Below are 25174 nucleotides of genomic sequence, written 5' to 3' on the forward strand. Positions count from 1 at the left end.
TATGATTTTAGCAGCAGGAACAACAGGAACAATAATAGCTACCGTTGCAGCGTTTTTAATAATTACCCTAATATTGGTTAGTTTACTATTATTTGTTAAGCAAAAATTATCACCTTCAGGTCCAGTAAAGATTACGATCAATGGTGAAAAAGAAATAGAAGTAGATTCAGGAGGAACTTTATTATCTACTTTAGGTAGTAATAAAATATTCTTACCATCTGCTTGTGGTGGTGGTGGAACGTGTATTCAATGTGAATGTCACGTACTTTCAGGAGGTGGTGAAGCACTTCCAACAGAAACACCTCACTTTTCAAGAAAAGAATTGAAAGAAGGTGCACGTTTATCTTGCCAGGTAAAAGTGAAACAAGACATGGAAATTACGATTCCAGAGGAAGTTTTCGGAATTAAGAAATGGGAAGCTACCGTGGTACGTAATTATAATGTGGCATCATTTATTAAAGAATTCGTAGTAGAGATTCCAGAAGATATGGGATATAAAGCAGGAGGGTATATTCAGATTGAAATACCACCATGTGAAATCAAGTATTCTGAAATGGATATTACTGCGCACCCAGAAGAACACGATACACCAGACAAGTTTCAAGCGGAATGGGATAAGTTTAAATTATGGCCTCTAGTTATGAAAAACACAGAGACTGTAGAACGTGCTTATTCTATGGCTTCTTACCCAGCTGAAGGACGTGAGATTATGCTTAACGTACGTATTGCTACCCCACCGTTCGATAGAGCAAAAGGAGGATGGGCAGATATTAATCCAGGTATCGCATCGTCTTATATCTTTAACCAAAAGAAAGGTGATAAAGTAACAATCTCTGGACCTTACGGTGAATTCTTTATCAACGAAAGTGAAGCAGAAATGTTATACGTAGGTGGTGGAGCAGGAATGGCACCAATGCGTTCTCACTTATATCACTTATTTAAAACCCTTAAAACAGGTCGTAAAGTGACGTATTGGTATGGTGGACGTTCTAAGAGAGAGTTGTTCTATATCGATCACTTTAAAGAATTAGAAAGAGACTTTCCAAACTTTAAATTTTACTTGGCTTTATCAGAACCTTTAGAGGAAGATAACTGGAAAGTAAAAGAGAATATTGATGCTCCAGGAGATGGTTTTGTTGGATTTATTCACAACTGTGTGATTGACAACTATTTAAATCACCACGAAACTCCTGAAGATATCGAACTGTACTTCTGTGGACCACCATTAATGAACAAAGCCGTTCAGAAAATGGGTGAAGATTTCGGAATCCCAGATGAGAACATTAGATTTGATGACTTTGGAGGATAAACTTTTCCATTAATTATATTAAAACCCCAACACCAACGTGTTGGGGTTTTTTATTTATAAAAGCCAAACCAATCACTATAAAATTATATATGAAAGTATAGTTATTATGTTAAAATTTTATATCTTACTTTGTAACCCGTTGTAATTCAGTTTAATTGATAGCTGATTTGCGAGCTAACCAAATCTACCTACCATGAAAAACGCATTAAAATTACTTTTGCTGGTACGCGTACTTGCACAACCTGCTAAGAGCTTAGCGCAAGACACACCGTTGGATTCTAAGTATTGGCAGTTTAGTCCTAGAATAGGTTACGATATGCCTGAGTATAAGAATAACACCCGTATATAGATTATACTTCAGGTTTGGAATTTGGTTTGTCTGTAGATTATTATTTTAATTGGTTTGGTTTATGGGTGGATGTCGATTATATAAACAATTCACCAGAAAACACCTACCCAAGCTCTAATCTCTATGAGCCCGATGCCAATACTGCTATAAATTCTTTTAATATAAATGAAGAAAAAATTACTCGACTCTTTTATGGTGTGGGTCCGAATGCTCAATTCAGATCAACTTCTGGTCGCTTTAAAACGGAGTTGAATACACGCTTTGGTTTGGCATCCATAAAAGGAGGAAAGACCGAGCTAACCGGAACATCTTCTTCAGGAACAGTCTTTCCACTAAATTATCACGCGGGCTATAAGGATTCTGTTGTCTTAACCTTTAAAGGTCAATTGCGGTTTACGTATTTTCTTAATGACAATTTTGAATATTAAGCTAGCGAAATGTTATAACTTCAAATTGTAGTTGTAACATGTTTTGCTTTATTAAATATACAGCGTTTTAAAACGGTCTTTTTTAAATAAGTGATTTCATTTTTTAGTAAAAGTTATTATTATGTATTAATTTTGAAGTATGAGTAAAGCACTTACAAAACAAGAATTGCATAACCTTGCAATGAATCACGTTGGAAAGGATTTAGAGAAACGTGGCTTCGAATTTATAGCTATCAATAGTAAGCTTAAAAGACATCCACAATTCGTATGTATAGACGCAAACAAACAGTATTTTTTTGTGATTGTAAAAGCTGTTATTTTGCCGGAAAATCCTAATAATTACGATGTCATCTGGATGGAGTCGTTTAAGAAACACGCTCGAGAAAATGATGCAAAAGTATTATATGCAGGCGTAGGATTAGGGAACCCTAATGGAGAAGACTTGCCCATTTACTTAAATGAAGACTATTTAATAGAATACAACGGTATTCAGTTTATAGAGACGCATTTAAACTAATCCGTGCTTATAGCCGCCATTCCACATTATAGACTTTAATAAAATAAAATGAAAAAATTAGGATTATTGATAACGCTAGTACTTGCGGTTACAGCTTGTACAAAAGAACCTGTTAATACAAAAGTTAAAGGCGATGTGTTTGGTACATTTTACGAGGTAACCTACCATTCTGAGACCAACGAGAACTATAGAACTCAATTTGACAGCCTCTTTACTGTTATTAATAATTCGATGTCCAATTATCAAACCGATTCTGATATTGCCAAGTATAACCGTCGTGAAATTGAAGTTGTAGACAATCATTTTGTAAATGTTTTTATTGCCTCCAAGAAAATTTTTAAGGAAACAAAAGGTGTTTTCGATCCTACAATTGGGATTTTGGTTAATGCTTGGGATTTCGGCTCAGAGAAAAATCCTAAACCTATAGATAGTGTTAAAGTAGATAGTTTAATGCAGTATGTAGGCTTTAATAGAATGTTGTTAAGTGGTAACAGGATTAGAGAGAGCTACCCACGACCATATCTGGATTTTAACGCCATAGCTAAAGGGTATGCTGTTGATGTTATTGGAGACTTTTTATTGCGTGAAAAAGTGACTAATTTTATGGTGAATGTCGGCGGTGAATTGGTAGCAAGAGGGCAAAATGTAGAAACTAAAAAAGGATGGACTGTAGGAATTGAAAATCCTAATTTTGATGGTTCTCAGACTTATGATAAAGTATTCGTTTTAAAGGATGAGGCCATGGCTACTTCTGGAACGTATAGAAAGTTTAAAATTGACGAAAACGGAAACAGATACGCACATATTATAGATACTAAAACCGGATACCCTACAAAAACCAATATTCTTAGTGCCTCGGTGATAGCTGAAAATTGTATGCTAGCCGATGGGTATGCTACCGCTTTACAAGCCATGGGATTAGAAGGCGTTAAACAATTTTTGTCCAAACATAAAGAGCTTAAAGCCTATATCATCTTTGAAAATGAAAATAAGGAGTATGAATCTATTGGGTTTAATAACTTCCCAGAATAGCGCTTATTTTTTATAGACTACAGGAATAATTTCGCCTTTTGCTAAGCAGTAAGTCGTGATGTCGTTATCGCTTAATTTTGCAGTGTAATCGACTTCTTCAACAGTAAACCCAACCCGTCTTAACATGTTAAAATAGTCGCGGCCGTAAACCCGTACGTGGTCGTATTGTCCAAATACTCTAGCGCGTTCTTTTTTATCGGTTATCGAGTCGTCTTCAAATGTTGTTTCACGCTCTAGATCTTGAGGGATTTGAAAAATACCATAGCCTCCAGGTTTCATAACTCGGTAGAGCTCTTTCATTGCAGTCTTATCGTCTGGGATGTGTTCTAAGACGTGATTACATAAAATAACATCATAACTGTTGTCTTTAAATGGTAAAGCGCATATATCTGCTTTAACATCTGCAATCGGAGACTCTAAATCGGTCGTTGTATAGTCTAAATTCTTTAAGTCGCGAAAACACTGTAAAAAACACTGCTCGGGAGCAAAATGTAAAACACTTTTTTGCGCCGTAAAAAAATCGGTATCATTTTTTAAATACAGCCATAAAAGACGGTGACGCTCTAAGCTTAATGTAGACGGTGATAATACATTGTTTCTTTGGTTGCCATAACCGTAAGGTAAAAAGGTTTTAAACCCTTTACCATCTATAGGGTCGATAAACTGGTCCCCTTTTAAAAAGAAGGCTAAAAACGGACGAACAGTATAGCTTAACCTAATTAAAAAAGGTCGAGGTAAAAAGTTTAAAAAGAATTTAAAAAGGTGTTTCAAAGCAGTAGCTAGGCTAGTTTATTTTTCCTCTCTAGGATAAGGTTATTAATAGTGTCCCAAAGAAGCAGTCTAGAACGAAGAGAAGCTTTTGCCGTAAGCAATACATCTTCCCATTTTTTCGCGTCATCACCACATAATTCGGAAATCATTTTTATAGATAACGGACCGTGATTATCGCCATCAACCTCTATATGACGATGTAAATAATAACTTAACTTACTATATGGGCTCGGGCTACTATCTTTCTCAGATTCCGAAATAATTTGTAAAAACATATCTGGAATTAAATCTTCACGACCAAACGTGAAATCGGAAGCGATTTTATGAATTTCATTCGTGTTAATAACCTCAAAAGTATGTGTAACGAAGGCTTTAGTGTCTTTGTGGATCTCAATTTTATCTAAAGCTGTTGATAGAGAATCACCGTTTTGTATATAGGTCACCAATTGGGTTACTGGCGTTGTATTCGCGTTAATTTGATGCATCGCATCAAGATACATTTCATAATGACTTTGTGGTACATTATGGGCGTTAACATCGCTCTCTTCTCCTAAAACGATTTCATTAATGAATTGAGAAATTGTGGGGTTACTCACCGGAACCCATGGTAAAGTTACCGTGGTTAAATGAATTTGAAGCGCTTTTAATAAGGACATAAAATCCCAAACAGCATAAACATGCTGCTCCATAAAGATTTTAATATCTTCAATAGAGTTTAGGTTTTTGTACAGTTTATGCTCCTTTAATTGTGTTTTTAAAGGCGCTAATTCCGCTTCAATGTGAGCAATATGATTCATTTTAGAATAATTATAGCGCTAATGGCACTTGTCTAAATGCATCTTCCTCGTTAGATGTTATGCCTAATGCTTCATAAATATACGCGAAAGTGGATAGCAATTCTGGTTTTCCATCAACAATAGCCACATCATGTTCAAAATGTGCACTTGGTTTTCCATCTAATGTGGTGATTGTCCAACCGTCTCTATGTTGTTTAATACGTTGTGTACCTAGGTTAATCATAGGCTCGATAGCAACGACCATACCGTCAACTAATTTTTTACCGCGACCACGTTTTCCGTAGTTTGGCATTTCAGGATCTTCGTGCATTTTACGGCCTATACCATGTCCGACCAATTCACGAACAACACCGTACCCGTAATCTTCACAATACTTCTGAATAGCAAAACCAACATCACCAACGCGATTCCCCTTTTTTAATTCAGCAATACCAATATATAAAGAGTCTTTAGTGACTTGCAAAAGTTTTTCGATTTCAGCATCGATTTCGCCTACTGCAAACGTATAGGCATGATCACCATAAAATCCATTTTTAATAGCCCCACAATCTACCGAAATAATATCGCCTTCTTCTAAAGGTGTGCTGTTAGGGATACCGTGAACGACTTGCGAGTTAGGACTCATGCAAAGCGTGTTTGGAAAATCATATAAGCCTAAAAATCCTGGTATGGCACCTTGATCCCTAATACATTCTTCGGCAATTTTATCTAATTCTAAAGTGCTAACACCTGGTTTTATAGCTTTTGCTACTTCACCTAAGGTTTTAGATACTACTAATGCGCTTTCTCGCATGAGTTCTATTTCTTCTCTTGTTTTTATTATAATCATGGACATAAAAATATCTTGCAAAGATAATAAATTTAATGCGCTATATAATGTTTCTAGAATATGACTTTTGGTAGTTTTTAGGTCTATTATTTTTGAGATATTTGTAAATCTAAAATCAGTGATTATGTATACCCCAGTTTCGGCTGAAGACGCCGTAAAAGTTATAAAGTCTAATAGTAAAATTTATATTCAAGCGGCTGCTGCGGCTCCTCGACTTCTCATTGAAGCACTAACGAATAGACATGAAGAATTAAGAAATGTTCAAATTTGTCAGTTGCACACCGAGGGCGAGGCACCTTATGCGAATCCGGAATTGCGAGCCAGTTTTCATGTCAATTCTTTTTTTATCGGAAAAAATGTCCGCCATACCCTAAAAGCTGGAAATGGGTCGTATACCCCTGTGTTTTTAAGTGAAGTGCCTTTGTTATTTAAACGTAATATAGTTGATTTACAAGCGGCATTAATACAAGTGTCTGTTCCCGATCGTCATGGGTACTGTTCCTTAGGTGTTTCGGTAGAGGCTACTTTAGCAGCGATTGATAATGCCGATTATGTGATTGCACAAGTCAATAAGCAAATGCCAAGAACTCATGGGGCAGGGATAATTCATGTTTCTGAAATTGATGCGTTTGTAGAATCTGATGAGCCTTTACCAGAACACGGGGGAGCAGAACCTTCGGCTATAGAGAACGAAATAGGAAACCATGTTGCTAGTTTAATTGAAGATAAAAGCACCCTGCAAATGGGAATTGGTAACATCCCGAACGCCGTGTTGTCACGGTTAATTCACCACAAAGATTTAGGCTTGCATACCGAAATGTTTTCAGATGGTGTGATTGATTTGATTTTAAAAAACGTGATTAATTGTAATTACAAAGGTGTAAATAGAGGTCGTGCTTTAGCTACGTTTTTAATAGGGTCAAAACGTTTATACGATTTCGTAGATGATAATCCGTATATAGAAATGCGGGCTGCTAACTATACAAATGACGTGTCGGTAATTAAGCAAAACCCTAAAATGGTAGCTATTAACTCGGCTATCGAAGTTGATTTAACAGGCCAAGTGTGCGCTGATTCTATTGGTTCTAATATGTACTCTGGAGTGGGTGGACAAATGGACTTTATTAGAGGAGCGTCGCTAAGTGAGGGGGGTAAAGCGATTATTGCATTACCATCAACAACCAAATCGGGGATAAGTCGTATTGTTCCGAGTTTAAATCCTGGTGCAGGCGTGGTAACCACAAGGGCACATGTGCATTATGTGGTTACGGAATATGGTATTGCAAACCTGTATGGAAAAACTATTCAAGAGCGCGAAAAAGCCTTAGTAAATATCGCGCACCCTAAGCATCAAGAACACATTGATAAACAGTATTTTGAATTGTCTAGAGGCTAGTTATTTGTTTAGAAAAGAAAATAAGCCTTTCTTTTTAGGTTTTGGAATCGTTGGGGTTTCGTTGGTTAATTTTTGATAAACTTCTCCCCAACCATAAACACCACCAATATTACGATCGTCTATAAAAATATCGGCATTAATTTTCCGACTTACAGTAGCTGTAAGTTCTTCGTTGGGGTAACTTTCATTAACAGCATAAAAAGAGATGCCGTTTTCTTTACAAAAGTTAACGGCTTCATCTAATTTTTCACCCGATCTATAGGTCCATAAAATTAAACGGTGACCATCGTGTTGCAGTCGTTTTAATGTTTCAAAAACAAAGAGTCTTGGTTTTCCAATCCCAGGGTATTTGTCCTCTACAATCGTTCCATCAAAATCTACCGCTATTATTAATCCTTTTTTCATCATTGATTTCTTTTTTTATGCTACTCCCAATTAAATTAATGCATGTTGGGTCATGGCTTTTGGCTGTTCAATACCCATTAATTTTAAAATGGTAGGCGCTACATCGCCAAGAATTCCATTTTTAATTGCGGTTAAGTCTTTATCTATTAAAATTAGAGGTACCGGGTTAGTGGTATGTGCTGTATTTGGTGATCCGTCTGGGTTTATCATCGTTTCACAATTACCATGATCGGCAATTAATAGTGTGGTGTATCCGTTTTCCAACGCTGTAGTCACCACCTTTTCTACACAGGTGTCCACAGCCTCACAAGCTTTTATGGCCGCGTCCATAACTCCTGTATGTCCGACCATATCACCATTAGCAAAATTTAAACAAACAAAATCGGGCGCTTGATTCTTTAATTCCGGAACAAGGGCATCAGTAAGTTCAAAAGCACTCATTTCAGGTTTTAAATCGTAAGTAGCTACTTTAGGTGAATGTTTTAATATACGCGATTCTCCTATAAATGGCGTTTCTCTACCACCGGAAAAGAAAAAAGTAACGTGCGGATACTTTTCTGTCTCAGCAATTCTAATTTGTTTTTTATTTTCTTTTTCTAATACTTCGCCTAAAGTTTTAGTGATATTATCTTTATTAAAAACGACATGTAGCCCTTTAAAATTTTCGTCGTAATTAGTTAAGGTAACGTAGTGCAGATTTAACTTATGCATTTCGTATACTGGAAAATCACGTTGTGATAAAGCATCTGTTAGCTGACGCCCTCTGTCGGTTCTAAAATTAAAAAAGACAACAACATCATCCTCTTTTATGGTTGCTAACGGCTTCTGATTGTTGTCGACCATTATAATTGGTTGGATAAACTCATCAGTAATACCATTATCATAACTTTCTTGTATGCTATCTACTGCGTTAGTAGAATGGGTGCCTTGACCATGTATTAAAGCATCGTATGCTAATTTTACGCGTTCCCAACGTTGGTCTCTGTCCATGGCGTAATAGCGCCCAGTAATTGAGGCTAATTTTGCACGTGTATTTGCTGTGTAATTTTGAAGGTCTTCAATAAAATGCTTTCCCGATTTAGGGTCTACATCTCTACCGTCAGTAAAGGCATGGATAAAGGTGTTGTCGAGTTCTAAGTTCTCGGCAACATCCAATAAGCCTTTTAAATGATTAATGTGAGAATGGACTCCGCCATCGCTTACAAGTCCTAAAAAATGAACCGCTTTATTATTTTCCTTTGCGTATTGAAAGGCATTTCGCAATACAGGTTCTAAAGCTAAAGTCTGCTTTTCTACAGCTAAATTTATTTTTGCTAAATCTTGATATACAATGCGTCCCGCCCCTAAATTCATATGGCCAACCTCACTATTTCCCATTTGTCCTTCTGGAAGACCTACATGTAAGCCATCGGTACGCAATTGCGCATGTGGATACTTGGTATATAAACTATCTATAAACGGAGTCTTCGCATGATCTATAGCAGAAACTTTAGGGTCTGGAGATTTACCCCAACCATCAAGAATCATTAAAATAACTTTTTTGTTCATTATTTTCGAGTTTTTAGCTGATTGCAAAGGTACTGAAGTTTGAGAAATAAAGTAGAATACACTTTTGAAAACTGATACGCCCCTAGGTGTAACCGGTACTTGTTAATTACGAATAGGGTCCATTATTAATGCTGTGTTTTAAATATCACAACAACTTAGGATTAATATCTAAAATGTTTTCAGAAATGTAGTGTTGTATAAAATCAGCATCAAAATACGTACTCCCTAAAAGGTCTGCAGTTTTTAAAAGTTTTGATATATCAAGCTTACGATACGCCTCTAAGTACGGTTTTGAAAGGGGCTTATAACTGTAATGCCAAGGTTCATATTTAAAGCCTTTTCGATGATAGGTGTCTGTGAACACTAAATAGAATCCATGGCGTTCGGCATTTTTATCCATCCAGTCTTTAAGCTTGCAATACACCCCATTACCATGGTAATTTTTAGGCTGTAAAATCCCTGAAGGTTGCGGTACACTGGTGTCGTAAACATCGATATCCGTTCCCCAATGGTGTCTAGAGGTACCTGGAATTGTAGAGTATTCAATTATTTTAGCAATGCTAGCCTGTGGAGAGAGTCCTTGAGAAATATATCTGTTATATTTTCTATTCCATATACGTTTTTGATGATTAAAATTACGATAACTGGAAACTGCAGCTATGCTAATACCTTCTTTTTTTGCTTCGGCCTGTAGCTTTAAGAATGCATCATAGGCTTCTTTACGCAATTTGTATCCGTTGCCATATAAAGCAGGTGTTCCTTGCCCGAGTAGTTCTTCGGTAGGAATGGTTTGCTGGCTATAGCTAGTCGATGCTGTAAACATAAATACGCATAGGAGAAAAATAAGAAAGGGTTTAATCTGTGTCATGGATTGAAAAGATAATACTGTTGCAATTCGTGCGCCTAAAATACCTGAAATAGATTTCAGAGAGAAATAAATAAGTCAGCGATTTAAATTATAAGTAATTTTGCTAAAATAAAACCGTTAGATATGCCTGTTGATTTTAAAATTATAGACGCGAAAGATATTTTTGTAATCATTCCATTTTTACAAAAACTGTCCGATGATGCCAATTCGGAAGCTGTTTTACAAGAACGCCTTTTAGAAATGGTAACTCAGAATTATGAGTGTATTGGTGTCTATAAAAACGGTAACCTTATAGGAATCTGTGGGTTATGGTTTATGACCCGTCATTATGTAGGAAAATCGGTAGAAATCGATCATCTCTACATCGAAAAAAAATTTCAGGGTCAAGGACTAGGAAAAATAGTGATGGAATGGGTCGATAATTATGCGCAATCTAAAGGGTGTAAGGCTTCAGAATTAAATACTTACGTCCAAAACTACCCGTCACACAAATTCTACTACAATCGAGGGTATGAAATTAAAGGGTATCATTTTTTAAAGAAATTTTAAAAAATCCTTGTAGATAATTAAAATGTTTAATTATATTTGCACTCGGAAATGCGAGAGTAGCTCAGTTGGTAGAGCGTCAGCCTTCCAAGCTGAATGTCGCCGGTTCGAACCCGGTCTCTCGCTCAAAGCCTCATCAAACGATGAGGCTTTTTTATTTTATATGCTTTAAGGAGCTTCCAGATTCCATTTCATAAGCCGCTTTTTTATACTCAAAAATAATTGCTTTTAAAGGACCTTTTAGTAACGTAGTGTCATCTTTTATTTCTATCCAACTGCCTTCTCGTAATCCAACAACCGGTTGTGTGTTATAATGGTGGAATTCATTAATTCGCGTCTCACGGGTTTCTCCCATGTGTGTGTCTCCTTCAATAGGGTCTAAATAATGGGGGTTGATATTAAAGGGAACAAAACCTAAGGTCTTAAAGCTAGGCGGGTATACAATGGGCATATCGTTAGTCGTACTCATTGTCAATCCGCATATATTACTTCCTGCGCTGGTACCCAAATAAGGAACCCCGTTTAAAACGACATCTTTTAAGATGTTTAAACAGTTGTTTTTATACAATTGGCTGACTAGAACAAAGGTGTTTCCACCACCAACATAAATTCCCTTTGCCTCTTGAAGCGCTTGTGTTGCCGATTTAAACGTGTGGATGCCCACGACCTTTTTGTTTATTTTGCTAAAAGCAACTTGAATTTTACTGGTGTATTCATCATGAGTAATGCCTCCAGGTCGCGCGTAGGGTATAAATAAAACGGTATCGGTATTTTTGTATAATTCAGAAAGCGCTTCTAGAAGATAATCTAAGGGCTCACCTCCAAATACAGTTGAAGTACTCGCAATAATTAAATGTTTCATAGCTGGGTATTATGTTAAAGACGATTTTAGTTTAAGTATTTATTGTAAATTTAAGTAAAGCATATATTTAACAAAAGTTTAAACGCCTTTTAAATCTATTTTAGGATTTGAAAGACTTTATTTACAATACTAAACCAAACCAAATTGATATGAAGCACTTTTTATGTATTATAAGTGTACTGTGCTGTGTGTGTACTAGTTATGCGCAAGATACAGGGCGGGTGGAGGTTTCAGGACAGATTTATGTCGCTATTGACGATGTTGAGAATGTCACTGTTTACAACGCTTCAACCAACAAAGGAGCGATTACGGATAGTGAGGGTGCGTTTAAAATTGTTGTGGGTTTAAACGACGAAATTCAAGTTTCTGCTTTGCAATTAAAACCGTTTAAGACCAAAATAACTGAGGAGGTTGTGGCAAATAAAAGTTTAAAGATTTACCTCGTAGAACAAATTAATAGTTTAGCCGAAGTGGTGTTGCTACCTTATAATTTAACAGGGCATCTTGAAACCGATGTGGCTAATGTAAAGGTTGTGGACCCGCTCGTGTTTTCTTTTGGTAGTTTTGAGAATTTTGAGATGCCTCCAGATTATAAAACGAAGGTCGAAAATATCGCGATGAATCAAGGGCAAATTCGCTATCAAGCTGATTTTGTTGCGATTTTAAGTGGACTGGTTGGTTTGCTAGTAAAGAATAAAAAAAAGGGGGTCCAGGAACAGCAAAATCCGCGATTAGAAACACCTATTTCTATATGGGCAGATGCTTTTTCTGAAGATTATTATATCGCTAATTTTAATATTCCCAAAGAAAATGTCTCCGAATTTGTTTCCTTCTTAGAACGTCAAAACGGACCAGAGCAGTTATTGCAAGATGAGAACGAAATGCAACGTATCGATTTTCTACACCAACAAAGTGAATTGTTTTTAAAGGGCTTAAATGACTAGGTTCACATTTCTTTTTTTTATACTTACTCTATCTGCTTTTCATGTAGATGCTCAAAACCATGAGATCACTGGTGAGGTCCTTTCCGAAGATAGTGGCGCTGTAGAAGGGTTGCATGTTTCTAACCTAACCCAAAATATAAACACGACTACCGATGCAGAAGGGAAGTTTTATATTGATGTTGCAGTGAATGATGTATTGCAGGTGAGTTCCATTCAATATAAAAAAGTAAGTTTAGTGCTATCTGAAACACATATTAAAAATAAGCGTGTTGTTTTATACTTAGAAATTCAAGTCAATGAACTGGCAGAAGTTAGGATAGGACGTATTTTAACGGGTAATTTATACGATGATATTCAAACTACCGAGGTAGAACGACCACTAGATTTTTACGATGTAGGTATACCAGGTTATACCGGGAAACGAAAAACTAAGAGTGAGCGCAGATTATATGAAGCGCAATCGTTTTCTCTTTTACCAATTAACCCCATACTTAATGGTTTATCTGGAAGAACCAAAATGCTTAAAAAACGTGTGGCTCTAGAAAAAAATACGGATGCCATGTTTCGTTTAAAAGATAAATTGGGTAGAACATTTTTTGAAAGCTATCCTTTAGAAGCCTCAAAACAAATGGAGTTTTTTTATTTCTGTGCTGAAGACGAGGATTTTAATCGTCTAACAAGTGGAAGTGATCTTGAAGCTTTCGATTTTATGGTTAAAAAATATCAAGATTTCCAGCATAATCTAAAAAAATAAAGATTAACGCAGTTAAGGAATGCTTTTTGAAAGTATTGGTTAGATTTGTAACTCAAATTAATTACTTATGAATACCCTGAAAAAAGCAGTCCTACTCTTAATTCTGCCACTATTTGCATTTACTGTGGCTCATAAATATTATGTTAGTGTCACCCAAATTGATTATGTCGAAGAGCAGGAAACCGTTCAAATAATTACCCGTATATTTATAGACGACTTTGAAAATGTACTACGACAACGCTATGATGAGTCTTTGGTTTTAAACGATAATAGAGACGAAGATGAAATAGATAAGTACATAGAAAAATATTTAACTTCTCGTATTCAGATTAAAATCAATAATCAACCAGTCACCATTAGCTATCTCGGTAAAAAATATACCGATGATATTGCAAATTGTTATATTGAAATTACAAACGTAAAGTCAATAAAGTCGTTCGAGGTTAAAAACGAAGTCTTGTTTGATGTCTTTCCGGATCAGAAGAATATTGTAAGGACCAATATCAATTCAAAAAATAAATCTTTTATATTAATCACCGAAGACGATAAAGGTTTGTTAAAATTTTAACAAAACAAATACCCCTATAATTTAATATTGTTAAATTCAAATTCTATTTTTGAAAAAAATCTAATTATGCGTAACATTAAGTTTTATTTTCTTTCCATTCTTTTTGTGACTGTTGGTGCATTTGCTCAACAAAACCAAAATGAAAAACGTGTTCCTCAAGAAGGTCACACAAACAACAACAAGTTTAAACAACTATATGAGGAGTTTTCAACTCCAAATATGTTTCGATCAGCTTCAGGAGCACCAGGTCCTGCTTACTACCAACAGCAAGCCGATTATAAAATGGATATTGTTTTAGATGACGAAAAAGCAATCCTTTCAGGAAAAGAAACAATTACCTATACCAATAATTCTCCTGAAACCTTAAATTATTTATGGGTGCAATTGGATCAAAATGTAAGAGCTAAAGATTCTAAGTCACCATTAATTGAAACGAGTTCTGTTTCTCCAGTTCAACAAGCGTCGTCTTTTGCTAAAAATCACTTAGCTGAAACTTTTGATGGCGGATTCAATATTGAATCGGTAACAGATACAAACGGGAAGCCGCTAGAACATATGATTAATAGAACCATGATGCGTGTTGAGGTGCCTAAAGCACTAAAAACAGGTGATCAGTTTTCTTTTAATATAAAATGGTGGTATAATATTAACGATCACGTTAAAGATGGTGGCCGTTCAGGTTATGAGTACTTTCCAGAAGATGGAAATAGAACCTATGTAATTGCTCAGTTTTATCCAAGAATGGCAGTTTATAATGATGTTGAAGGATGGCAAAACTCTCAATTTTGGGGGCGTGATGAATTCGCATTACCATTTGGAAATTTTGAAGTAAATATTACGGTACCTGCAGATCACATATTAGACGCAACCGGAAAGCTTACCAATAGAAAAGAGGTGTTTTCTAAAGAGATGATGAAGCGTTATGAAAAAGCTAAAAAATCTTATGATGAACCTGTTTTAATTGTAACACAAGAGGAGGCTGAACGTGCTGAAAAAAGCAGGTCTAAAAAGACTAAAACGTGGAAAATGTACGCCGAAAATGTGCGTGACTTTGGTTTTGCAACGTCAAGAAAATACATCTGGGATATGATGGCTGTTAAGCTTGGTGATAGAGATGTTATGGCGGTTTCAATGTATGCAAAAGAAGGAAACCCACTTTGGGAGCAATGGTCTACAAAAGCAGTAGCAAGTACCCTAAAAACGTATTCTAGAATGACTTTCGATTACCCGTACCATAAAGCGATTTCTGTTCATGCGCAACGTCAAGGAATGGAGTATCCTATGATATGTTGGAACTATGGTCGTCCGGATAAGGATGGGAATTATAGCGATAGAATTAAGTACGGAATGATAAGTGTAATTATTCATGAAGTAGGTCACAATTTTTTCCCGATGATCGTAAATAGTGACGAGCGTCAGTGGACTTGGATGGATGAAGGACTAAATACTTTTGCACAATATGTTGCAGAGCAAGATTTTGGAAAATGGTATCCTTCGGCACTTTCTGAAGGGCAAACAACGTATCCTTCACGTCGTGGTCCAGCAGCTAAAATTGTAAATTATATGGGTGGTGATCAGAATTATATTGCACCAATCATGACCAAAGGATTAAATACATACCAATTTGGTAATAATGCCTACGGTAAACCTGGAACAGCTTTAAATATTCTTAGAGAAACTGTAATGGGTGAGGAGTTATTTGACTATGCTTTTAGAGAGTATGCTAACCGATGGAAGTTTAAGCACCCAACACCAGAAGATTTTTTCCGTACAATGGAAGATGCTTCAGCATTCGATTTAGATTGGTTCTGGAGAGGATGGTTTTATACAACTGATTATGTAGATATCGGAATTAAATCGGTTAAGAAATTCCACGTGACGTCTAAACCTAATAAGGAAGGTGCTAAAATAGCTGAGCGTTTTAGTATTGATCCTAAAAGTTTAATCTATTATGTAGAGGAAGGTAGCGAAGAGTTTACAGAGGACATGAAAAGCAGCGGTAACTTACAAGACGAAATCCCAACGTTAAAAGAGTATGTTATGGACAACTTTACACCTCAAGAACGTGCTAAAATAGAGCAGCCTAAATACTTCTATGAAGTGACTTTCGATAAGCCAGGCGGGTTAGTAATGCCAATTATTGTTGAGTTTACATATGCCGATGGGACGACTAAAACAGAGAAGTATCCTGCACAAATATGGAGACTTAACGACAAAGAAGTGAGTAAGGTTATTGCTTCAGGAAAAGAAATTGTGAAAATTACTGTAGATCCAAAAATGCAAACTGCAGATGTAGATACATCAAATAATTCATGGCCTCGTGAAGTGCAACAAAGTGAATTTGATGCTTTTAAAAATAAAGCTAAAAACTAATTAATAGTACATAGCGTTTATATAAACCCACTCAATTTGAGTGGGTTTTTTATTGCTTGTTGTTTTATATTTTATTAATTCTTAGTGCCTTAATTAAATTTATTTTTCACATTATTTTCCTACATTAGTATTCTTAATAACCAACTAAACAACTAATTATATGGAGTCAATGATGATTTATGTGCCTATTATTATGGCATTCTTGGGTTTAATTTTTATGTGGATTAAACGAACATGGGTTTTAAAACAAGATGCTGGAGATGGTAAAATGAAAGAAATTTCAGATCACATTTACGAAGGTGCACTCGCTTTTTTAGGTGCAGAGTATAGGCTTTTAACCATTTTTGTAGTTATAGTTAGTGTGTTACTTTTTATAGTCTCTCAAGTTGTAGATACGACACATTGGTTAATTGTAATCGCTTTTATTTTTGGAGCTGTATTCTCGGCTTACGCAGGAAATGTAGGGATGAAAATTGCTACTAAAACCAATGTTCGAACTACTCAAGCCGCTAAAACGAGTCTGCCAAACGCTTTAAAAATAGCGTTTGGAGGCGGGACAGTTATGGGACTTGGAGTTGCTGGTTTAGCAGTTTTAGGCTTAACGGCATTCTTTATTTTTTTCTATCACTTTTTTACAGGTGGCGTTTGGGTATCGACCGATAAAATGACTATTGTATTAGAAACTTTAGCAGGCTTTTCTTTAGGAGCCGAATCTATTGCTCTTTTTGCTCGTGTAGGTGGAGGGATTTATACAAAAGCAGCCGATGTAGGTGCCGATTTAGTAGGGAAGGTTGAAGCAGGAATCCCAGAAGATGATCCGAGAAATCCAGCAACTATTGCCGATAATGTAGGGGATAATGTAGGGGATGTTGCAGGTATGGGGGCCGATTTATTTGGGTCTTATGTTGCCACTGTTTTGGCGGCTATGGTATTAGGGAATTATGTGATTAAGGATATGGGCGGAAGTATTGAGGATGCCTTTGGAGGTATCGGTCCTATTTTATTACCTATGGCCATAGCGGGTGTAGGAATTATAATTTCTATTATAGGAACGCTATTAGTGAAAATAAAAAATAACGACGCTAAAGAAGCTGAGGTTATGGGAGCTTTAAATGTGGGGAATTGGACGTCCATTATTTTAGTAGCTATCGCTTGTTTTGGCTTGTGTTATTGGATGCTGCCAAAGCAGATGATGATGCATTATTTTGGGGAAGGCTTGCAGGAAGTGTCTTCTATGCGTGTGTTTTATGCCACTTTAGTCGGCTTGTTTGTTGGTGCTATGATATCTTCAGTTACCGAGTATTATACGGGACTGGGTAAAAAGCCAATCTTAAAAATTGTTGAGCAGTCGAGTACAGGTGCAGGTACCAATATTATTGCAGGTTTAGCCACAGGAATGATATCTACTTTTCCTTCAGTATTATTATTTGCAGGTGCCATATGGGCATCTTATGCCTTTGCAGGGTTTTATGGTGTTGCCTTAGCGGCTTCTGCTATGATGGCTACCACGGCAATGCAATTAGCAATCGATGCTTTTGGACCGATATCAGATAATGCAGGTGGTATTGCCGAAATGAGCGAGCAAGACCCAATTGTGCGCGAACGAACAGATATATTAGATTCTGTAGGTAATACAACTGCAGCGACAGGAAAAGGGTTTGCTATCGCTTCTGCCGCTTTAACGTCTTTGGCTTTATTTGCTGCTTATGTAACCTTTACCGGAATCGATGGGATTAATATTTTTAAAGCGCCAGTTTTAGCGATGTTGTTTGTCGGAGGAATGGTGCCTGTAGTGTTTTCTGCTTTGGCGATGAATGCCGTAGGTAAGGCGGCTATGCAAATGGTTCAGGAAGTGCGTAGACAGTTTAGAGAGATTCCGGGGATTATGGAAGGAACGGGTAAACCAGAGTACGATAAATGTGTCGATATTTCTACCAAAGCGTCCCTTAGAGAAATGATGTTGCCGGGGCTGTTAACTATTGGTTTTCCTATTGTGATTGCTTTTTTACCTATGCTTTTTGGAATGGATTCTTTAGCTATAGCTGAAATGTTAGGAGGTTATATGGCAGGAGTAACAGTGTCTGGTGTTTTATGGGCAATATTTCAAAATAATGCTGGTGGAGCATGGGATAATGCTAAAAAATCATTTGAAGCTGGTGTGGAAATTAATGGGGTCATGACGTTTAAAGGTTCCGATGCGCATAAAGCTGCTGTTACTGGGGATACTGTAGGTGATCCGTTTAAAGATACATCTGGTCCTTCGATGAATATCCTTATAAAGCTTACCTGTTTAATCGGATTGGTAATCGCTCCTATTTTAGGAGGGCACTCAGAAGGTGTAAATGTTATAGAAACCCAAGAAGTTAATATCTGGATAGATGAAAATGGAGAACGCCATGTAATGGATGGTGCCGAAACCGTAAAGTTTATTAGTAAGGAAGAAGCGGCAGGAAAATTACCTCCAAATAGTACACATACCTCGGTTGAAATGACGAAAAACGAAACTACCGATCAAGTGACAGCAGTGGTGACTATTAAGCGTACAATAAGCGGAGAAACCAAAGTGGAAACTCAGGAGTTTACGGGTACTGAAGAAGAAGTAAGAAGTCAGTTAAAAGACGTTGAAGATTTTAAAATTAAAGTCAAAGACAAACAGTAGTTATAATATTATATTTAGAAAGAAACCACAGTTTAGGCTGTGGTTTTTTTATTAAAATTGATATCTTCAAGCCTTGGTAAACCCAATGTGTTATGTTTAAAAAAGATCCCCTTCAAATTATAGCGTTCCATAGTTATGGTACCGATTCACAGTTTTATTTGAAAGGACGTGCTTTAGAGGATGAAAATATTAACCTTGAAAATAAAACTTGGCTTGGATTACTAATAAATTCATGGAAACGCTTGGGGGTTGATGAGGTTAAAAATACCGAGTTAGAGATAAAGCTACCTCATGGTGTTTTGTTAAAAACAACCACCGATGATAAGGGGTATTTTAAGGTGAGAGCCAATTTGAGTGGCTTAAAAGGATTGACCAATAGCGAAGGGTGGCTGCCCTGCGAAGTTGCTTATAGTGATGTGTCAGTGAAACGGCATATAAAAAATGAAAATCGCTTTCCCGCCGAGATATTAATTCCCTCTTCCGAAGCAAAATTTGGGGTGGCTAGTGATATCGACGATACGATTTTACACACTGGGGTGGTGTCCTTTTTAAAATGGCGCTTAATTATTAACACGATTTTTAAGTCGGCGTATACGCGATTACCTTTGGAAGGCGCGTCAGAATTTTATCATAAACTGCATCGTGGAGCTTCCGGAAAAGAAGCCAACCCTATATTTTATGTCAGCCATAGCCCATGGAACCTATACCGTTACCTCAAGCTTTTTTTAAAGCAAAATGATTTTCCGAAAGGGCCTATACTATTGCGAAGTTTAGATAGTTTGTTTAAAAAGAAATCTATAGACGAAAAACCTCAAAAACAAAAGGAGATTATTAATTTACTAACTATGTACCCTGACTTACCTTTTATTTTAATAGGGGATAGCGGAGAGCATGATCCTGATATTTATATTGAAGTTGCAGAAAAATTCCCAAATAGAATTCTAGCCATTTATTTAAGAAGTGTAAATCATAAAAAACGCATGCAACGCGTAAAAGGAATTGTAGCGTCGTACAAGTCGACACCTATTTTATTAGTGGAATCTAGTAAAGAAGCTATTGAGCATGCGCGATCTATAGGGTTTATTAAATAGTGGTTACTGGTGAAAAAGACCGCCTTTTAAATTAATTAAATTATTTTTTAGTCCTTTTTCTCTTAAAATATGAATGGCCATTTGGCTTCGCATTCCTGCCTTACAATACACGATAATATCTTTATTGGTGGTAATTTCTTTATATCGCCTGTCTAATTCTTGTAAGGGAATGTGCAAGCCTCCAAGGTTAAAATGTTCGCGTTCTAATGGCGATCTGACATCTAATAAAGTGTAGTTGTGTTGATAGGCTTTTAATTCTTTTAAGGTGATTTCTGCTCGTGTTTCTATTCCGCAAAACGTTTCGTAGTTGTCTTGTAAGGCACTAATTACGGTATTGCCTTCTTTGCTATAGTTTAATATCCGCTGTTGCATAGTTAGGGTATTTATGGTGAGAAGCTTTCCCGATAATAGAGTTCCTATACCGCAGATTATTTTAATAACCTCATTGGCTTGCAAGCTACCAATAATTCCTGGTAATACGCCTAATACTCCTATGTCAGAGCAGTTAGGGACGCTGTCTGGCTTAGGGGGTGTAGGGAATAAACAACGATAGGTAGGTCCGTTGTTATAATTAAAAACAGACACTTGGCCTTCAAATTTAAAAATAGATCCAAATACAAAAGGGGTGTTGGTGAGCACCGCGGCATCGTTAATTAAATAGCGTGTTGGGAAATTATCGGTACCATCTACAATAATGTCGAATAAGTTAAATAAAGCGATTGCATTTTTAGGGGAAAGCCGCTCCTTGAACACTTGAAATTTAACATACGGGTTTAGTGCCGATAATCTATTAGCAGCGCATTCTGCTTTGTGTTTTCCAAGGTCTCGATGGGTGTATAATACCTGACGTTGTAAATTACTTTGGGAAACCAGGTCATCGTCTATAATACCTATCGTACCCACTCCCGAAGCGGTAAGGTATTGTAAAACCGGGCAGCCTAATCCGCCGGCGCCAACAACGAGAACGCTTGATTGTTTTAGTTTTTCTTGGCCGGTAAGGCCAATCTCCTCTAAAATAAGATGGCGGTTGTACTGCTCCTCTTCTCCGTATGTTAAAGTCATTGATTGTCTGTTTAATGTTTCAAAATTATAGCTGTGTTACCCTATGGAAAATGCTTCCCAGTCTTTCCATACGACTTCAAACCCTTTTTCTTTTAAAAGTTCGGTGATACTTTCTGTACTTCGGTCGTCGGAAATTTCAAACTGTTCTAAAGATTGAGGTTCTACAACATAACCTCCAGGGTTGGTTTTAGACTCCGCACTAATAGAGGTGATGCCGAGATTAATAATATGGTTTCTAAACGTTTCACTTTCTCGTGTCGATAAGGACAGTTCAACATCTTCGTCTAATAAACGGTAGGCGCAAATAAGTTGTGCTAAATCGGCGTCTTCCATAACCACTTTGGGCTCTAAGCCACCAGAATGCGGACGAAGTCTTGGGAAGGATATAGAGTATTTTGTTTGCCAATAGGTTTTTTGAAGGTATTTTAAGTGAAGGGCGGTAAAAAAACTATCTGCCCGCCAATCTTCAAGTCCGAACAAGGCGCCTAATCCAATTTTATGCACGCCTGCTTCCCCCAGTCGGTCTGGGGTTTCTAGGCGGTATTCGAAATTAGATTTCTTACCTTTAGGGTGGTGCTTTTTGTATTCATCCTTATGGTAGGTTTCTTGATAGACTAAAACGGCATATAAACCATTTTCTATTAATAACCTGTAGTCTTCGTGATCGAGAGGCTGTACCTCTATAGTGATATTTGCAAACGTTTTATTTAGGATAGCGATTGCATTTTTAATGTAGTCTACGCCTACGGTATTATTTGCTTCTCCTGTAACGAGTAGGATATGATCGTATCCCTTGTTTTTTAAAAAAGCTGCTTCTTTAAGGATTTCGCTATCGCTGAGAGTGCGTCTAGGAATTTTATTAGTTAAACTAAAACCACAATAGGTACAAATATTTTGGCATTCATTACTTAGATATAACGGTGCATACATTTGCATTGTATTCCCAAAGCGCTTTTTTGTGAGTTGATTACTTAGTTGTGCCATGTGCTCTAAATAAGGCTTGGCAGCGGGAGATATTAAGGCTTTAAAATCGTCTAAATCGCGCGTTTTTTTTGCTAGGGCCCTTTCGACATCTGTATGCGTTTTGTTATAAATATCGGCTACAATGGCGTTCCAGTTATAAGTGTTAAAAAGGGAAGTGAAGCTAGGCATTTAAAAAAGAGGTTAGAGGTGAACTGGCTTTTGCTGTTTGGTTTATAGGTGCTAACTTGGCGTTATATGCTAAACGACCAGCTTCAACTGCACGTTTAAACGCGCTAGCCATAGCAACCGGATTTTGAGATACTGCAATTGCAGTGTTTACTAGTACGGCATCAGCTCCCATTTCCATAGCGTGTGCGGCGTGCGATGGTGCACCAATACCCGCGTCTACTATAACAGGAACCGTACTTTGCGCAATAATTATTTCTAAGAAATCTACGGTTTTTAACCCCTTGTTACTTCCTATAGGGGCACCTAGAGGCATTACGCATTGTACCCCTACATCCTCTAAACGTTTACATAGCACAGGGTCGGCGTGAATATAAGGCATTACAATAAAGCCTTGTTTTACGAGTTCTTCGGCTGCTTTTAAGGTTTCTATGGGGTCTGGCAATAAGTATTTTGGATCTGGATGGATTTCTAATTTTACCCAATTGGTTTCTAAGGCTTCCCGCGATAGTTGAGCAGCAAATACAGCTTCTTTGGCAGTTCTTACTCCCGAGGTGTTTGGTAATAAGTGTATCCTAGAATGGTTTAAATGTGATAAAATAGCGTCGTTCTCATTGCCGATATCGACGCGTTTTAAAGCAACGGTGACCAATTCGCTTTCTGAAGCTAATAATGCCTCTTTCATTAGTGCTGAAGAGCTGAATTTTCCCGTTCCCGTAAATAACCGCGATGTAAAGGTTTTGTCTCCTATAGTTAAACGATCCTTCATATGTTTATTTTTTGTCAAATTTATAACGTTGTTCAAGGGTTGGACCATTAATTAGTTGTTGTAAAGTGGTAATGGCGTTGAAATTACGAGTGATTTCGCCTGAAACAGCAATGCCATAAATACCGGTTTCTAATAAATCTGGAATGTCTTTTATGGTGATGCCTCCAATAGCTATAATTGGTGTATCCGTTTTTAATTCTTTTAAAAGGGCCTGATAGCCTTTTAGTTCTAAAATGGGACTTAAGTCTGACTTGGTTGTGGTGTGCTTATAGGGACCAAGACCAATGTAATCTACTTTTTTATTAATCAGGTTTTCGCATTCTTCTAAGGTGTTTGCTGTGCCTCCAATACTATAAAATTTTCCAAGGTAATCACGGGCTTCTAATGGGCAAGCATCGGATGTACCTAAATGTACTCCGTCTGCTTTAACTTCTTTAGCAATTTTATAATGGTCGTTTATGATTAAACGGGTTTGAAAGTGTGAGGTAATACTTTGTGCCTTTTGAGCTGTTTTTAATAGCGTGTCTTCGTCTACATTTTTTAATCGTAACTGTATCCAATCGGCTCCAGAAGCACAGGCTTTTTGTATGTTTTCTAGATGTATTTCGGGTGTCTCTCCTTGAGTGATATAGTGTAATTTGCTAATCATTATAGTTGTAATTATGTGTTCCTAAAAGGGACGCGTTCGAGTTTAAAAAGGTTTCTGTATACTGTTTTGCCCGTTTGCAGGCGTCTTCTAATACGATACAGTTTGCAATATTAGAAGCTAAAGCTGATGATAATACACAGCCACTACCGTGTTTTTGATGTATAGCAGTTGCTGAAGGTGGGATGTTGAGTTGTACAATTTTATTATAATATACTTCGTCGAACCCTATTTTGTTGGGTCGATGCCCGCCTTTTAAGTAAATATTAGTTTTTTCTGAAAGGTAGTGAATAGTATCTTCAATTGATTTATCGGGAAATAACGCTTGAATCTCCTCGTAATTAGGTGTAATAAAATAACAGCTTTCCAATACTTTTGAAAGGATGTTTAATTGTGGTGATTCGTGAAAATTATAGCCTGCGGTGGCTTTTAATATGGGATCTAAAATGATTTTTACTTCGGGATTTAGGCGTTTTAAAGTGGCGACAATGGCGCTAAGATGTTGCCATGATTTTACGAGACCGATTTTCACTACTGGAATACTAAAGCGTTCGTATAGGGTTTCAATTTGCGCAATAACAACGGTGTTTTCCATCCAAACACAGGTTTTAAAAGTCGTGTCGTTTTGTATGGTTACGGCAGTGCAAACTGCTAGACCGTGTAGCTTATGGGCTTCAAAGGTTTTTATATCAGATGTTATTCCGGCACCACTTGAAGGATCGAAACCTGCAATGCTTAATACGTATGGTCTTTGTGTCATTAGTAAGGTCGCTTTTTGAGTTCTTTAAGTGTTTTTTGAAGGGTGGTAAAGGCCTTTATAGGGTTTTTGGCGTTCCATATGCCGCCTAAAACCCCTATACCATTATAGCCTAGTTGTAAAGCTTTTTCTGTCGTCTCTGGGGTAATACCTCCCAGGCCTATTATAAATTTGTCTATTTCGGAGACCTTAAACCCCTTGCCTTCGTATCCTTTTTTGGAGATGGAAGTAAATACAGGGCTAAGTAAATGATAATCGAATTCGAAGCTACATTCTTCTAAGGTTTTCGGATCGTGAAACGAACTGCTCATTGTTTTGCCTAGCATTTGTAAATTGTTAAAATAGCCTTTTCCATTTTCTAAAGCATCAATGCGTTTTTGTTCTTGAAAGTGAATGCCTCTTAAACCGTAACTGTTAACTAATTCATGGTAATGGTGTATAACAATGCGGTTGTGGTATTCTGGTTTTATTTTATTTATATAAGCAACATACTCGGTTTTATTTTTACTTGGTTTTCGTAGGTGATACACTTCTAATCCGGCTTCAAATAGTTGGTGAATTATGACTATCTCATTCGGAATATCATTTTCGGGAGCTATAAGTACAATCATTATTAGGACTGAATTTTAAAGGAGTTCATGGGCTCAAGTTAGGGATTGTAGTGGCATCCTTTTGCTTTTATTGCAAAAGATATAACGGAAAGCCCGCCTTCGCCTTTTTTTAAAAGGCGAAGGAACTTCCACAG

The 25174-nt window shown here is 36.9% G+C and carries 26 protein-coding genes and 1 tRNA gene; 14 read left to right on the plus strand and 13 right to left on the minus strand.

What is annotated here, in order from left to right; translation table 11 throughout:
- Nucleotide 1 precedes the first annotated feature (1 nt).
- From nqrF to BLV64_RS11125, 5 genes are all read left to right on the plus strand, one after another.
- On the plus strand, nucleotides 2–1309 hold the full coding sequence (gene nqrF / locus BLV64_RS11110) for an NADH:ubiquinone reductase (Na(+)-transporting) subunit F (RefSeq protein ID WP_092135358.1): 1308 nt from the start codon (nucleotides 2–4) through the stop codon (nucleotides 1307–1309).
- A gap of 193 nt (nucleotides 1310–1502) precedes the next feature.
- Entirely contained in the window at nucleotides 1503–1658 is a 156-nt protein-coding gene (locus BLV64_RS14575) for a hypothetical protein (protein ID WP_177165328.1), read from the plus strand.
- 14 nt (nucleotides 1659–1672) lie between these two features.
- Complete coding sequence (locus BLV64_RS11115) at nucleotides 1673–2086, plus strand: hypothetical protein (protein WP_092135360.1); 414 nt, start codon at nucleotides 1673–1675, stop codon at nucleotides 2084–2086.
- Nucleotides 2087–2225: 139 nt separating this feature from the next.
- Nucleotides 2226–2603 carry a Na(+)-translocating NADH-quinone reductase subunit F gene (locus BLV64_RS11120; RefSeq protein ID WP_092135363.1) on the plus strand — a complete coding sequence of 126 codons (378 nt, stop codon included), beginning with the start codon at nucleotides 2226–2228 and terminating at the stop codon, nucleotides 2601–2603.
- 48 nt (nucleotides 2604–2651) lie between these two features.
- Nucleotides 2652–3635, plus strand: coding sequence for an FAD:protein FMN transferase (locus tag BLV64_RS11125; protein ID WP_092135366.1), 984 nt, complete (start codon nucleotides 2652–2654; stop codon nucleotides 3633–3635).
- A gap of 3 nt (nucleotides 3636–3638) precedes the next feature.
- On the opposite strand, the gene BLV64_RS11130 is transcribed toward BLV64_RS11125, so the two are convergent.
- The 3 genes from BLV64_RS11130 to map are packed head-to-tail and all read right to left on the minus strand — an operon-like array spanning nucleotide 3639 to nucleotide 6032.
- A complete protein-coding gene (locus BLV64_RS11130; RefSeq protein WP_092135369.1) occupies nucleotides 3639–4406 on the minus strand; it encodes a class I SAM-dependent methyltransferase in 768 nt (255 codons plus the stop codon).
- Nucleotides 4407–4414: 8 nt separating this feature from the next.
- A complete protein-coding gene (locus BLV64_RS11135; RefSeq protein ID WP_092135372.1) occupies nucleotides 4415–5203 on the minus strand; it encodes a DUF3050 domain-containing protein in 789 nt (262 codons plus the stop codon).
- A 10-nt stretch (nucleotides 5204–5213) separates the two neighbouring features.
- Nucleotides 5214–6032, minus strand: a complete 819-nt coding sequence (map, locus tag BLV64_RS11140; protein ID WP_092135375.1) for a type I methionyl aminopeptidase — start codon at nucleotides 6030–6032, stop codon at nucleotides 5214–5216.
- Nucleotides 6033–6156: 124 nt separating this feature from the next.
- Here map and BLV64_RS11145 point away from each other — a divergent pair, with 124 nt between their 5' ends.
- Nucleotides 6157–7428, plus strand: a complete 1272-nt coding sequence (locus BLV64_RS11145) for an acetyl-CoA hydrolase/transferase family protein (protein ID WP_092135378.1) — start codon at nucleotides 6157–6159, stop codon at nucleotides 7426–7428.
- On the opposite strand, the gene BLV64_RS11150 is transcribed toward BLV64_RS11145, so the two are convergent.
- The 3 genes from BLV64_RS11150 to BLV64_RS11160 all read right to left on the minus strand — a co-directional run bounded on the left by BLV64_RS11150 (nucleotide 7429) and on the right by BLV64_RS11160 (nucleotide 10249).
- A complete protein-coding gene (locus BLV64_RS11150; protein ID WP_394332347.1) occupies nucleotides 7429–7833 on the minus strand; it encodes a BT0820 family HAD-type phosphatase in 405 nt (134 codons plus the stop codon).
- 30 nt (nucleotides 7834–7863) lie between these two features.
- Entirely contained in the window at nucleotides 7864–9381 is a 1518-nt protein-coding gene (gene gpmI, locus BLV64_RS11155) for a 2,3-bisphosphoglycerate-independent phosphoglycerate mutase (protein ID WP_092135384.1), read from the minus strand.
- Between the two features lie 145 nt (nucleotides 9382–9526).
- Nucleotides 9527–10249 carry a M15 family metallopeptidase gene (locus BLV64_RS11160; RefSeq protein WP_092135386.1) on the minus strand — a complete coding sequence of 241 codons (723 nt, stop codon included), beginning with the start codon at nucleotides 10247–10249 and terminating at the stop codon, nucleotides 9527–9529.
- Nucleotides 10250–10372: 123 nt separating this feature from the next.
- On the opposite strand from BLV64_RS11160, the gene BLV64_RS11165 reads away from it, so the two are divergent.
- Both BLV64_RS11165 and BLV64_RS11170 read left to right on the plus strand, forming a co-directional pair.
- Entirely contained in the window at nucleotides 10373–10798 is a 426-nt protein-coding gene (locus BLV64_RS11165) for a GNAT family N-acetyltransferase (protein WP_092135389.1), read from the plus strand.
- 50 nt (nucleotides 10799–10848) lie between these two features.
- Nucleotides 10849–10921: transfer RNA gene (locus BLV64_RS11170), tRNA-Gly, on the plus strand.
- 28 nt (nucleotides 10922–10949) lie between these two features.
- On the opposite strand, the gene pepE is transcribed toward BLV64_RS11170, so the two are convergent.
- Entirely contained in the window at nucleotides 10950–11657 is a 708-nt protein-coding gene (pepE, locus tag BLV64_RS11175) for a dipeptidase PepE (protein ID WP_092135392.1), read from the minus strand.
- Nucleotides 11658–11806: 149 nt separating this feature from the next.
- Here pepE and BLV64_RS11180 point away from each other — a divergent pair, with 149 nt between their 5' ends.
- The 6 genes from BLV64_RS11180 to BLV64_RS11205 all read left to right on the plus strand — a co-directional run bounded on the left by BLV64_RS11180 (nucleotide 11807) and on the right by BLV64_RS11205 (nucleotide 20046).
- Nucleotides 11807–12601 carry a carboxypeptidase-like regulatory domain-containing protein gene (locus BLV64_RS11180; RefSeq protein ID WP_143034154.1) on the plus strand — a complete coding sequence of 265 codons (795 nt, stop codon included), beginning with the start codon at nucleotides 11807–11809 and terminating at the stop codon, nucleotides 12599–12601.
- On the plus strand, nucleotides 12594–13355 hold the full coding sequence (locus BLV64_RS11185; protein WP_092135398.1) for a peptidase associated/transthyretin-like domain-containing protein: 762 nt from the start codon (nucleotides 12594–12596) through the stop codon (nucleotides 13353–13355). The genes BLV64_RS11180 and BLV64_RS11185 overlap by 8 nt, the downstream gene beginning before the upstream one ends.
- Nucleotides 13356–13422: 67 nt before the next feature.
- A complete protein-coding gene (locus BLV64_RS11190) occupies nucleotides 13423–13923 on the plus strand; it encodes a DUF6702 family protein (RefSeq protein WP_092135400.1) in 501 nt (166 codons plus the stop codon).
- A gap of 66 nt (nucleotides 13924–13989) precedes the next feature.
- Nucleotides 13990–16296, plus strand: coding sequence for a M1 family metallopeptidase (locus BLV64_RS11195; RefSeq protein ID WP_092135447.1), 2307 nt, complete (start codon nucleotides 13990–13992; stop codon nucleotides 16294–16296).
- 160 nt (nucleotides 16297–16456) lie between these two features.
- Entirely contained in the window at nucleotides 16457–18955 is a 2499-nt protein-coding gene (locus BLV64_RS11200) for a sodium-translocating pyrophosphatase (RefSeq protein WP_092135403.1), read from the plus strand.
- A gap of 92 nt (nucleotides 18956–19047) precedes the next feature.
- Complete coding sequence (locus tag BLV64_RS11205) at nucleotides 19048–20046, plus strand: App1 family protein (RefSeq protein ID WP_092135406.1); 999 nt, start codon at nucleotides 19048–19050, stop codon at nucleotides 20044–20046.
- 3 nt (nucleotides 20047–20049) lie between these two features.
- Here BLV64_RS11205 and moeB read toward each other — a convergent pair whose 3' ends face one another.
- From moeB to BLV64_RS11235, 6 genes are read right to left on the minus strand one after another with little or no spacing between them, the layout of a single operon-like run.
- Entirely contained in the window at nucleotides 20050–21108 is a 1059-nt protein-coding gene (gene moeB / locus BLV64_RS11210) for a molybdopterin-synthase adenylyltransferase MoeB (RefSeq protein WP_092135408.1), read from the minus strand.
- A gap of 36 nt (nucleotides 21109–21144) precedes the next feature.
- Nucleotides 21145–22260, minus strand: a complete 1116-nt coding sequence (thiH, locus tag BLV64_RS11215; protein WP_092135411.1) for a 2-iminoacetate synthase ThiH — start codon at nucleotides 22258–22260, stop codon at nucleotides 21145–21147.
- Nucleotides 22253–23026 carry a thiazole synthase gene (locus BLV64_RS11220; RefSeq protein WP_092135413.1) on the minus strand — a complete coding sequence of 258 codons (774 nt, stop codon included), beginning with the start codon at nucleotides 23024–23026 and terminating at the stop codon, nucleotides 22253–22255. The genes thiH and BLV64_RS11220 overlap by 8 nt, the downstream gene beginning before the upstream one ends.
- A gap of 4 nt (nucleotides 23027–23030) precedes the next feature.
- Nucleotides 23031–23675 carry a thiamine phosphate synthase gene (gene thiE, locus BLV64_RS11225; RefSeq protein WP_092135416.1) on the minus strand — a complete coding sequence of 215 codons (645 nt, stop codon included), beginning with the start codon at nucleotides 23673–23675 and terminating at the stop codon, nucleotides 23031–23033.
- Entirely contained in the window at nucleotides 23668–24432 is a 765-nt protein-coding gene (locus BLV64_RS11230; RefSeq protein ID WP_092135418.1) for a hydroxymethylpyrimidine/phosphomethylpyrimidine kinase, read from the minus strand. Before BLV64_RS11230 ends, thiE begins: the two co-directional genes overlap by 8 nt.
- Nucleotides 24432–25040 (minus strand): thiamine phosphate synthase, encoded by a 609-nt coding sequence (locus tag BLV64_RS11235; RefSeq protein ID WP_092135421.1) that lies wholly within the window; start codon nucleotides 25038–25040, stop codon nucleotides 24432–24434. Before BLV64_RS11235 ends, BLV64_RS11230 begins: the two co-directional genes overlap by 1 nt.
- Nucleotides 25041–25174 lie beyond the last annotated feature (134 nt).

The organism is Bizionia paragorgiae (genome assembly GCF_900107625.1).
Classification (GTDB): domain Bacteria; phylum Bacteroidota; class Bacteroidia; order Flavobacteriales; family Flavobacteriaceae; genus Bizionia; species Bizionia paragorgiae.

Excerpts from the sequence above, each read along its gene's own strand:
- moeB (WP_092135408.1), bottom strand. The coding sequence starts at position 21,108 with ATGACTTTAACATACGGAGAAGAGGAGCAGTACAACCGCCATCTTATT.
- BLV64_RS11220 (WP_092135413.1), bottom strand. The coding sequence starts at position 23,026 with ATGAAGGATCGTTTAACTATAGGAGACAAAACCTTTACATCGCGGTTA.
- BLV64_RS14575 (WP_177165328.1), top strand. The coding sequence starts at position 1,503 with ATGAAAAACGCATTAAAATTACTTTTGCTGGTACGCGTACTTGCACAA.
- BLV64_RS11230 (WP_092135418.1), bottom strand. The coding sequence starts at position 24,432 with ATGACACAAAGACCATACGTATTAAGCATTGCAGGTTTCGATCCTTCA.
- BLV64_RS11185 (WP_092135398.1), top strand. The coding sequence starts at position 12,594 with ATGACTAGGTTCACATTTCTTTTTTTTATACTTACTCTATCTGCTTTT.
- BLV64_RS11200 (WP_092135403.1), top strand. The coding sequence starts at position 16,457 with ATGGAGTCAATGATGATTTATGTGCCTATTATTATGGCATTCTTGGGT.
- BLV64_RS11135 (WP_092135372.1), bottom strand. The coding sequence starts at position 5,203 with ATGAATCATATTGCTCACATTGAAGCGGAATTAGCGCCTTTAAAAACA.
- gpmI (WP_092135384.1), bottom strand. The coding sequence starts at position 9,381 with ATGAACAAAAAAGTTATTTTAATGATTCTTGATGGTTGGGGTAAATCT.
- BLV64_RS11150 (WP_394332347.1), bottom strand. The coding sequence starts at position 7,833 with ATGAAAAAAGGATTAATAATAGCGGTAGATTTTGATGGAACGATTGTA.
- BLV64_RS11235 (WP_092135421.1), bottom strand. The coding sequence starts at position 25,040 with ATGATTGTACTTATAGCTCCCGAAAATGATATTCCGAATGAGATAGTC.
- BLV64_RS11190 (WP_092135400.1), top strand. The coding sequence starts at position 13,423 with ATGAATACCCTGAAAAAAGCAGTCCTACTCTTAATTCTGCCACTATTT.
- BLV64_RS11145 (WP_092135378.1), top strand. The coding sequence starts at position 6,157 with ATGTATACCCCAGTTTCGGCTGAAGACGCCGTAAAAGTTATAAAGTCT.
- map (WP_092135375.1), bottom strand. The coding sequence starts at position 6,032 with ATGATTATAATAAAAACAAGAGAAGAAATAGAACTCATGCGAGAAAGC.
- BLV64_RS11160 (WP_092135386.1), bottom strand. The coding sequence starts at position 10,249 with ATGACACAGATTAAACCCTTTCTTATTTTTCTCCTATGCGTATTTATG.
- BLV64_RS11125 (WP_092135366.1), top strand. The coding sequence starts at position 2,652 with ATGAAAAAATTAGGATTATTGATAACGCTAGTACTTGCGGTTACAGCT.
- BLV64_RS11195 (WP_092135447.1), top strand. The coding sequence starts at position 13,990 with ATGCGTAACATTAAGTTTTATTTTCTTTCCATTCTTTTTGTGACTGTT.
- pepE (WP_092135392.1), bottom strand. The coding sequence starts at position 11,657 with ATGAAACATTTAATTATTGCGAGTACTTCAACTGTATTTGGAGGTGAG.
- BLV64_RS11205 (WP_092135406.1), top strand. The coding sequence starts at position 19,048 with ATGTTTAAAAAAGATCCCCTTCAAATTATAGCGTTCCATAGTTATGGT.
- BLV64_RS11120 (WP_092135363.1), top strand. The coding sequence starts at position 2,226 with ATGAGTAAAGCACTTACAAAACAAGAATTGCATAACCTTGCAATGAAT.
- nqrF (WP_092135358.1), top strand. The coding sequence starts at position 2 with ATGATTTTAGCAGCAGGAACAACAGGAACAATAATAGCTACCGTTGCA.
- thiH (WP_092135411.1), bottom strand. The coding sequence starts at position 22,260 with ATGCCTAGCTTCACTTCCCTTTTTAACACTTATAACTGGAACGCCATT.
- BLV64_RS11180 (WP_143034154.1), top strand. The coding sequence starts at position 11,807 with ATGAAGCACTTTTTATGTATTATAAGTGTACTGTGCTGTGTGTGTACT.
- BLV64_RS11165 (WP_092135389.1), top strand. The coding sequence starts at position 10,373 with ATGCCTGTTGATTTTAAAATTATAGACGCGAAAGATATTTTTGTAATC.
- thiE (WP_092135416.1), bottom strand. The coding sequence starts at position 23,675 with ATGATTAGCAAATTACACTATATCACTCAAGGAGAGACACCCGAAATA.